The 8,815-nt window shown below is 77.7% G+C and carries 10 protein-coding genes and 1 riboswitch; of the genes, 9 read left to right on the top strand and 1 reads right to left on the bottom strand.

Annotation, left to right across the window (positions count from 1 at the left end; genetic code table 11):
* Window positions 1-22: 22 nt before the first annotated feature.
* On the bottom strand, window positions 23-667 hold the full coding sequence (locus E9529_RS20345; RefSeq protein ID WP_236833089.1) for a TetR/AcrR family transcriptional regulator: 645 nt from the start codon (window positions 665-667) through the stop codon (window positions 23-25).
* Window positions 668-796: 129 nt separating this feature from the next.
* Window positions 797-867: riboswitch (cobalamin riboswitch) on the top strand.
* 74 nt (window positions 868-941) lie between these two features.
* Here E9529_RS20345 and E9529_RS20340 point away from each other — a divergent pair.
* From E9529_RS20340 to E9529_RS20300, 9 genes are all read left to right on the top strand, one after another.
* A complete protein-coding gene (locus tag E9529_RS20340) occupies window positions 942-3,056 on the top strand; it encodes a putative cobaltochelatase (RefSeq protein WP_236833088.1) in 2,115 nt (704 codons plus the stop codon).
* On the top strand, window positions 3,056-3,670 hold the full coding sequence (gene cobO, locus E9529_RS20335; protein WP_236833087.1) for a cob(I)yrinic acid a,c-diamide adenosyltransferase: 615 nt from the start codon (window positions 3,056-3,058) through the stop codon (window positions 3,668-3,670). Before E9529_RS20340 ends, cobO begins: the two co-directional genes overlap by 1 nt.
* A 97-nt stretch (window positions 3,671-3,767) precedes the next feature.
* Complete coding sequence (locus E9529_RS20330) at window positions 3,768-5,150, top strand: cobyrinate a,c-diamide synthase (RefSeq protein ID WP_236833086.1); 1,383 nt, start codon at window positions 3,768-3,770, stop codon at window positions 5,148-5,150.
* Entirely contained in the window at window positions 5,137-5,832 is a 696-nt protein-coding gene (locus E9529_RS20325; RefSeq protein WP_236833085.1) for an energy-coupling factor ABC transporter permease, read from the top strand. The genes E9529_RS20330 and E9529_RS20325 overlap by 14 nt, the downstream gene beginning before the upstream one ends.
* A complete protein-coding gene (locus E9529_RS20320) occupies window positions 5,829-6,137 on the top strand; it encodes an energy-coupling factor ABC transporter substrate-binding protein (protein ID WP_236833084.1) in 309 nt (102 codons plus the stop codon). Before E9529_RS20325 ends, E9529_RS20320 begins: the two co-directional genes overlap by 4 nt.
* Window positions 6,134-6,871: a cobalt ECF transporter T component CbiQ gene (gene cbiQ, locus E9529_RS20315; protein ID WP_236833083.1), complete on the top strand. Its 738-nt coding sequence runs from the start codon at window positions 6,134-6,136 to the stop codon at window positions 6,869-6,871. The genes E9529_RS20320 and cbiQ overlap by 4 nt, the downstream gene beginning before the upstream one ends.
* A complete protein-coding gene (locus E9529_RS20310; RefSeq protein WP_236833082.1) occupies window positions 6,868-7,713 on the top strand; it encodes an energy-coupling factor ABC transporter ATP-binding protein in 846 nt (281 codons plus the stop codon). Before cbiQ ends, E9529_RS20310 begins: the two co-directional genes overlap by 4 nt.
* Window positions 7,710-8,093 (top strand): cobalamin biosynthesis protein, encoded by a 384-nt coding sequence (locus E9529_RS20305; RefSeq protein ID WP_236833081.1) that lies wholly within the window; start codon window positions 7,710-7,712, stop codon window positions 8,091-8,093. Before E9529_RS20310 ends, E9529_RS20305 begins: the two co-directional genes overlap by 4 nt.
* Window positions 8,090-8,815, top strand: a 726-nt coding sequence (locus E9529_RS20300) for an NAD(P)-dependent oxidoreductase (protein ID WP_236833080.1), incomplete at its 3' end; no start/stop codon positions are given. The genes E9529_RS20305 and E9529_RS20300, both read left to right, overlap by 4 nt.

Genomic DNA, 8,815 nt, shown 5'->3' with positions numbered 1-8,815 from the left:
GGTCACGGCGGACCTCCTCGGATCAGCGGGCGGACGGGTTCGCGCGGTGGTGGTCGAGCCACATGTCCATGACGTCGGGCAGGACGGTGGTGAAGGCGCCGGTCTCGAACGGCTCGCCCGGCGCGTTGGAGAGCTGCTGGGAGATGACCCCGCCGACCAGCGCCGTCCAGGCGCGGTAGGCGCGGTCCAGGTCGACGTCCGCGGCGAGGTGCCCGGCGTCCCGCAGCCGGACCAGCAGCGCGCGTGACTCGGCGTCGAGCGCGACGGCCGGCGCGTACGCCTCCGGCGACGGCGTGAAGCCGGGCACCGGACGCCAGAACATGAGCGCCGAGTGGGCGGGGTGCTCCACGGCCCAGCGCACGAGGGCGGTGGTGCCTCCCCGCCACGCGGTGAGGGGGTCGGCGCCGTCCGCGATGGCCCCGGCCTGCTCGAGCACCCCCTGGAGCGCACGCCAGCCCCGTTCGAAGAGGGCGTCGTAGAGCGCGTGCTTGCCGTCGAAGTACCCGTAGAGGGACGGCGGGCGGATGCCCATCCGGCGGGCCACCTCGCCGAGCGTCAGCCCGGCCGCGCCCTGCTCCGTCATGACCTCGACCGCCACCGCGAGCACCTGCTCGATCGTCTCCTGCCGCCGCCGCCCACGACGGTCCGGCACCACGGTCCCGGTCATGGGCTGGATGGTCGTCCTAATGCCGTTAGGACGTCAAGAGGGTGTTAGGCCGCCGCTCCGCGCCGGAGGGGGTCTGTCGCCGCGGAGCGCGCCCGTGGTCTGATGACGCCGCCACACGCGACGGCAGTGGAGGAAGCCCGGTGAGATTCCGGCGCGGTCCCGCCACTGTGAGCCGGCCTGAGCCGGTGAGTCAGGAACTCCCGCCGTCGCGCTCCTGCCACCTCCGGGCGTGGACACCCGGGGAGAGGACGCGTGCCGTGCGCGGGTACCCCGCATGAGCTTCCCCTTCACCGCCGTCGTCGGCATGGACGACCTGCGGCTGGCCCTCCTGCTGAACGCCGTCTCCCCCGCTGTGGGCGGCGTGCTGGTGCGGGGCGAGAAGGGCACCGCCAAGTCGACCAGCGTCCGGGCGCTGGCCGCCGTCCTGCCGCCGGTCGACGTCGTCGCCGGCTGCCGGTTCGGCTGCGACCCCGCCGCCCCCGACCCGGCCTGCCCCGACGGCCCGCACGAGCCCGAGACCGCCACGCGCACCCGCGCCGCCCGGCTGGTCGAGCTGCCGGTGGGCGCCTCGGAGGACCGGCTGGTCGGCTCGCTGGACCTGGAGCGGGCGCTGACCGAGGGCGTGAAGGCCTACGAGCCCGGGCTGCTCGCCGACGCGCACCGCGGCGTCCTCTACGTCGACGAGGTCAACCTGCTGCACGACCACCTGGTCGATCTGCTGCTCGACGCCGCCGCCCTGGGCACCGCGTACGTCGAGCGCGAAGGCGTCTCGGTGCGGCACGCGGCCCGGTTCCTGCTGGTCGGCACGATGAACCCCGAGGAGGGCGAGCTCCGCCCCCAGCTGCTGGACCGCTTCGGGCTGACCGTGGAGGTCGCCGCCCCGCGCGACCCCGCCGTCCGCGCCGAGGTGGTGCGCCGCCGGTTCGCCTCCGACGCCGACCCCGGCGGCTTCGCCGCGCAGTGGGCCGCCGAGGAGACCGCGCTGGCCGCCCGCATCGCCGGCGCCCGCGCCCGCCTGCCGCGCGTCGTGCTCCCCGACGCCGCGCTGCGCCAGGTCACCGCCGTCTGCGCCGCCTTCGACGTCGACGGGCTGCGGGCCGACCTCGTCACCGCCCGCGCCGCCATCGCGCACGCCGCGTGGTGCGGCCGCGAGGAGGTCACCGAGGACGACGTCCGCGTCGCCGCCCGGTTGGCGCTCCCCCACCGCCGCCGGCGCAACCCGTTCGACGCCCCGGGGCTGGACGACGAGACGCTGGACCAGGCGCTGGCCGACTCCCGCCCCGACGACGACGGGCCTGATGGCGACGGCGGTCCCGACGGCGACGGCGGCCCGGACGACGGCGGCCCGGACGGCGACGGCGGCCCGGACGACGGCGGCAGCCCGGACGGCGACGACGGCCCCTCGACATCGCGCGATCTCGACGGGAGCCCCTCGGCGGATGCGCCGAGATCCCGTGATCTCGGCGAAGACGACGGCGACGACGGCGGGGTCGCGGGTGAGCCGACGACGGCACCGCGGGGTGAGGGAGGTGGGCACGCCGACGCCGCCCCCGCCCGCGAGCAGGCCGCGGTCGCACCGGCCGACCCGTTCCGCACCCGCCGGCTGGAGGTGCCCGGCATCGGGGCCGGCGCGGCGGGCCGGCGGTCGCGGGCCCGGTCGGAGCGCGGCCGCGTGGTCGGCTCCACCCGCCCCGGGGGCACCGTCACGAAGCTGCACCTGGCGGGCACCGTGCTCGCCGCCGCGCCGCACCAGCGCGCCCGCGGCCGCACCGGGCCGGGCCTGCTGGTCGAGCGCGACGACCTGCGCCAGGCCGTGCTCGAGGGCCGCGAGGGCAACCTCGTGCTCTTCGTCGTCGACGCCAGCGGCTCGATGGGTGCCCGCTCGCGGATGGCCGCGGTGAAGGGCGCCGTCCTCTCGCTGCTCCTGGACGCCTACCAGCGCCGCGACAAGGTAGGCCTGGTCACCTTCCGCGGGGACGCCGCGGAGCTCGCGCTGCCCCCGACCTGGTCGGTCGAGGCGGCCGCCGCCCGGCTCACCGGCCTGCCCACCGGCGGGCGCACACCGCTCGCCGCCGGGCTGCTCGAGGCCCACCGCACCCTGGCGCGGGAGCGGGTGCGCGACCCGAGGCGCCGCCCGCTGCTGGTCGTCGTCACCGACGGCCGGGCCACCGGCGCCCGCGGCGGCGACCACCTGGGCGAGGCGCGCCGGGCCGCCGGGCTGCTCGCCGCCGCGGAGGTCGCGGGCGTCGTCGTCGACTGCGAGTCGGGGCCGGTGCGGCTGGGCCTGGCGGCGTCGCTGGGTGCGGCGCTCGGTGCCCGCACGATGCGGCTGGAGGAGCTCGGCGCGGACCAGCTGGCCGGCGTGGTCCGCGAGAGCAGGGCTGCCTGATGCCGCAGGGGCGGGTCGACGTCGTCCCCGCCGACGGCCTGACGACCAGGCAGCGCCGCAACCGGCCGCTGCTGGCCGTGCACACCGGGGAGATGAAGGGCAAGTCCACCGCCGCCTTCGGGATGGCGATGCGGGCGTGGAACCAGGGCTGGTCGATCGCGGTCTACCAGTTCGTCAAGAGCGCCAAGTGGAAGGTGGGCGAGGAGAACGCGCTGACCGCGCTCGGCGAGCTGCACGCCGCCACCGGCCAGGGCGGCCCCGTCGTCTGGCACAAGATGGGCTCGGGCTGGAGCTGGTCGCGCCGCCAGGGCACCGAGGTCGACCACGCCGCCGACGCCGCCGAGGGCTGGGCGCAGATCAAGCGCGACCTCGCCGCCGAGGCGCACCGGTTCTACGTGCTCGACGAGTTCACCTACCCGCTCAAGTGGGGCTGGGTGGACGTCGACGACGTCGTCGCGACGCTGACGGCACGCCCGGGCAACCAGCACGTGGTCATCACCGGGCGCGACGCTCCCCCGGCGCTGGTCGAGGCGGCGGACCTGGTCGTGGAGATGACCAAGGTCAAGCACCCGATGGACGCCGGCCAGAAGGGCCAGCGGGGGATCGAGTGGTGACCCACCCCGCCGCCTCCGCAGTTGATCATCGTGATCCGGTGGCCGACACGCCGGACGCCGACCGCCGGATGACGATGATCAACGGGGCTCGGCCGTGGTGAGCCTGCCGCGGGTCGTGGTCGCGGCGCCGTCGTCCAACGCGGGCAAGACCTCGGTCACCACCGGCCTCGTCGCCGCGCTGACCGCCCGCGGGCTGACCGTCTCCCCGCACAAGATCGGCCCCGACTACATCGACCCCGGCTACCACGGGCTCGCCGCCGGAAGGCCCGGCCGCAACCTCGACCCGTGGCTGGTCGGCGAGGAGCGGATCGCGCCGCTGCTGCTGCACGGGGCCCACGGTGCCGACGTCGCGGTGGTCGAGGGCGTCATGGGCCTGTTCGACGGCGCCACCCACCCCACCGTCGAGCCCGGGTTCGCCTCGACCGCGCACGTCGCCGGGCTGCTGCGGGCGCCGGTGGTGCTGGTCGTCGACGCCTCGTCCCAGGCGCGGTCGGTGGCCGCGCTGGTCCACGGGTTCGCCACCTTCGACCCCTCGGTGCGCCTGGGGGGCGTGGTCCTCAACCGGGTCGGCAGCGACCGGCACGAGGCGATCCTGCGCGAGGCGCTCGGCGCCGCCGGCGTCCCCGTGCTCGGGGCGATCAGGCGGCTGGACCAGCTGCACACGCCCTCCCGCCACCTGGGCCTGGTGCCGGCGGCCGAGCGCTCGGCCGAGGCGGTCGCGACGGTGCGCCGGCTCGGCGAGGTGGTCGCCGCCGGCGTCGACCTGGACGCCGTCCTGCGGCTGGCACGCACCGCTCCCGACCTCGCCGCCGTCCCCTGGGACCCCGCCGCGGAGGTCACCCCCACCGGGAGCCGCCCGCGGATCGCCGTCGCCGGCGGCCCGGCGTTCACCTTCGGGTACGCGGAGAACGCCGAACTGCTCGCCGCGGCCGGCGCCGAGGTGGTGACCGTCGACCCGCTGCGGGACGAGGCGCTGCCCGACGGCACCGACGGCCTGGTCGTGGGCGGCGGCTTCCCCGAGGTCTACGCCGCGGAGCTCTCGGCGAACGCGTCGCTGCGCGCCGACGTCGCCGCGCTCGCCGCCCGCGGCGCACCGGTCGCCGCCGAGTGCGCGGGGCTGCTCTACCTGGCCCGCGAGCTCGACGGCGTGCCGATGTGCGGCGTCCTGGACGTGGCGACGGCGATGGCGCCCCGGCTGACCCTCGGCTACCGCGCCGCGGTCGCGACCACCGGCTCCGTGCTCGCCGCCGCCGGCACCCGGGTGCGCGGCCACGAGTTCCACCGCACCCACGCCGATCCCCCGGCCGGTCCGTCCCCCGCCTGGCAGTGGCGCGCCGCCGCACCCGAGGGGTTCGTCCAGGGCGGCGTGCACGCCTCCTACCTGCACCTGAACTGGGCCGGCAGCCCCGAGCTGGCCCAGCGCTTCGTCACCGCCTGCACCCCCGCCGTCCGATCGGAGCCCGCCCGTGCACATCGCTGAAGGTTTCCTGCCCGCCGGGCACGCGCTGGGCTGGACGCTCGCCGCCGCACCCTTCGTCGCGCACGGCGCCCGCGCGGTCGTGAAGGAGGTGCGGGAGAACCCGGAGTCGACGCTGCTGCTCGGCGCAGCCGGCGCCTTCACCTTCGTGCTCAGCGCGATCAAGCTGCCCAGCGTCACCGGCAGCTCCAGCCACCCGACCGGCACCGGGCCCGGCGCCATCCTGTTCCGGCCACCGGTGATGGCCCTGCTCGGCACGGTGGTGCTGCTGTTCCAGGCGCTGCTGCTCGCGCACGGCGGGCTGACGACCCTGGGCGCCAACGCGTTCGCCTTCGCCGTCGTCGGACCGTGGGCGGGGTACGGCGCCTACCGGCTGACCCGCGCGGCCGGCGCCGGGCTGCTGCCCGCCGTGTTCGCCGGCGTCGCGCTGGCCGACCTGGCCACCTACCTCATGACGTCGCTGCAGCTCGCGCTGGCGTTCCCCGACGCCGCCAGCGGCCTCACCGGCGCCCTGGCCAAGTTCCTCGGCGTCTTCGCGCTCACCCAGATCCCGCTGGCGATCGGCGAGGGCCTGCTCGGCGTCCTGCTGTTCCGGGTGCTCACCGTCAACGCCCGCCCCGAGCTCGAGCGGCTCGGGATCCTGCAGCCCGCCGCCGTCCCCGCGACCACCGGGGGTGCCGCGTGACCCGCCGCGCGCTCGTCAACGCCCTGATCGTGCTCGCGGTCGTCGCGCTGTTCGCCGTCCCGCTGGTCGTGAACCCGGGTGCGGAGTACGGCGGCGCCGACGGCCAGGTCACCGAGGAGCTCGAGGCCGGCGGCTACGAGCCGTGGTTCGACTCGCTCTTCAGCCCGGCCGGCGAGACCGAGTCGGGGCTGTTCGCCCTGCAGGCGGCGCTCGGCGCCGGCGTGCTCGGCTACGTGCTCGGCCGGCTGCGGGGCCGGCGGACGGCGACCGCGCCCGGCGCGGTGGTGGAGGCCGACCGGCGGTGACGGGGCTGGCGGTCGACGACGCGGCATGGGGCAGCGCCTGGCGCGGGCGGTCGCCCGGCGACAAGCTGCTGCTCTGCGCCGGCCTGGTCGGCTGCGCGCTGCTGCTGCCCGCCTGGCCGGGCAGCGTGCTGGTCGGGCTGGCCGCCGTCGCGCTGGCGCTGGGCCCCGCCCGGGTGCCGGCCCGCACGTTCGGCCGGGCCGTCCGCTGGCCGCTGGCGTTCATCGCCGTCGGCGCGCTCACCGCCGTCGTCGCGGTCGGGGACGGCGGGGTCGGCTGGGCCCCGGACGCCGCCGATCGGGCCGGCTCGCTCGTCGGCCGAGCGGTGGCCGGCAGCGCCGCGGTGCTGCTGCTGGCCACCACCACCCCGATGTCGGACCTGCTGCCCGCGCTGCGCCGGCTGGGCGTCCCCGCGGCGGTGGTGGAGGTCGCGGGCGTGACCTACCGGCTGGTGTTCGTGCTGCTCGAGAGCCTCGGCACCATCCGCGAGGCGCAGGCCGCGCGCATGGGCTGGGCCTCCCCCCGCCGCTGCTACCGCTCCGCCGGGGTCCTCGCCGCCGCGGTGCTGACCCGGTCGTGGGACCGGGCCCGGCGCATGCAGGACGGGCTGGCCGGCCGCGGCATGGAGACCGGCCTCCGGGTGCTGCCCGACGCGCTGCCCTCGTCCCGGCCCTTCGTCGCGCTCGCGCTGGTCCTGCCCGCGGGCATCACCGCACTCACCCTGGTGGCGCGGTGAGCCACCGGGCGCTCGCCGCCGCCGGCCTGGTCGCCGGGTACCCGGGCGCGGCACCGGTGCTCGACGGTGCGCGGCTGACGGTCCCGCCGGGACGGCGGCTGGCGCTGCTGGGCGCCAACGGGTCGGGCAAGACGACGCTGCTGCGCTGCCTGTCCGGGGCGCTGCGGCCGGTCGCGGGCGCGGTCACCGTCGACGGCGTGCCGCTGCAGCACACCCGCGGCGGACTGCGCGCGCACCGGCAGGTGGTGCAACTGGTGCTCCAGGACCCCGACGACCAGCTGTTCAGCGCCTCGGTCGGCCAGGACGTCTCCTTCGGCCCGCTCAACCTGGGCCTTTCCGAGGCGGAGGTGCGGGCCCGCGTCGCCGAGGCGCTCGACCTGCTCGCCGTCTCGCCGCTCGCCGCCCGCCCGACCCACCAGCTCTCCTACGGGGAGCGCAAGCGGGTCGCCATCGCCGGCGCGGTGGCGATGCGCCCCTGCGTGCTGCTCCTCGACGAGCCGACCGCGGGGCTCGACCCGACCGCCGTCGCCGACACCCTCGCCGCCCTCGCCCGCCTGCAGGAGCACGACTCCACGGTGGTGATGAGCACGCACGACGTCGACCTCGCGCTCCGCTGGGCCGACGAGGTCGCCGTCGTCGTCGACCGCACCGTGGTGCAGGGCCCGCCCGGCGACGTCCTCGGCGACGGCGACCTGCTCGCCCGCGCGCGGCTGGCCCGCCCGTGGGCGCTCGAGGTCGGGGCCCGGCTGCGCGCGCTCGGCCTGCTCCCCGATGGGCCGCTCCCCCGGGACGCCGCCGGGCTGCTGGCCGAGCTCCCCGACCGCCCCGGGGTGCCGACGTGAGGACCGTCGGCGTGGGGCTGACCTCGGGTGCGACCGCCGCCGAGGTGCTCGCCGCCGTCGACGCGGTGCTCCCCTCCCCGGCCGGGCCGGTCGCGCTCGCCACGCTGGACAGCCGGGCGCGCGAGCCGGGCCTGGTGGGGGCAGCCACGCAGCGGGGCTGGCCGCTCACCGGTTATTCGGCCGCGGCGCTGGCCGCCGTCCCCGTCCCCGCGCCGTCCGCCGCCGTCGCCCGCCGGGTCGGCACGCCGTCGGTCGCCGAGGCCGCCGCGCTGCTGGCCGGCGGCGTGCTGGAGGTCGGCAAGACGGTGCACGGCCGGGTGACCGTCGCCGTCGCCCGGTGCTCCGGACCCGCCCACCCGATCTCCCAGGAGGAACCGTGACCACCCTCGACGCGCCGCACCCGGTCGGGCTGCGGCTGACCGGGCGGCGCGTGGTCGTCGTCGGCGGCGGGGCCGCCGCGCACCGCGGTGCGGCCGGCCTGCTGGCCGCGGGCGCGCAGGTGGTGGTGGTCAGCCCCGCGGTCACCCCGGCGCTCGAGTCGGCGGCCGCGGCCGGGCGGCTGTCGTGGTCCGCGCGGCCCTACGCCACCGGCGACCTCGCCGGGGCGTGGTTCGCCCTCGCGGCGACCGGCGACCCGGACGTCGACGCCGCCGTGCTCGCCGACGCCGAGCGGGAGCGGGTGTTCTGCGCCGGTATCGACGGCTCGCCGGCGGCAAGCGCCGACCTGCCGGTCACCGGGCGCGCCGGTGACCTGGTCGTGGCGGTGCACGGTGACGACCAGCGCGCGGCGGCCGGGCTCCGCGACGGCGTCCTCACCGGGCTGGCCGACGGCACCCTCGCGGTGCGCCGGCGCGAGCACACGACCGGCGGCAGCGTGGTGCTGGTCGGGGGCGGCCCCGGCGACCCCGGCCTGATCACCGTCCGCGGCCGCCAGGCGCTGGCCACCGCCGACGTCGTCGTCGCCGACCACCTCGCCCCCCAGCCCCTGCTGGCCGCCCTGCCTCCCGAGGTCGAGATCATCGACGCCGCCAAGCTCCCCCGCGGCCGCGCCATGGCCCAGGAACGCATCAACCAACTCCTCGTCGAGCACGCCCGCGCCGGC

The sequence above is a fragment of the Blastococcus sp. KM273128 genome (assembly GCF_021698975.1).
Lineage (GTDB): Bacteria > Actinomycetota > Actinomycetes > Mycobacteriales > Geodermatophilaceae > Blastococcus.
Note: the sequence above shows the minus strand (reverse complement) of the source record. Positions and strands in the feature narration are given on the sequence as shown.

Excerpts from the sequence above, each read along its gene's own strand:
- E9529_RS20345 (WP_236833089.1), bottom strand. The coding sequence starts at position 667 with ATGACCGGGACCGTGGTGCCGGACCGTCGTGGGCGGCGGCGGCAGGAG.
- E9529_RS20340 (WP_236833088.1), top strand. The coding sequence starts at position 942 with ATGAGCTTCCCCTTCACCGCCGTCGTCGGCATGGACGACCTGCGGCTG.
- cobO (WP_236833087.1), top strand. The coding sequence starts at position 3,056 with ATGCCGCAGGGGCGGGTCGACGTCGTCCCCGCCGACGGCCTGACGACC.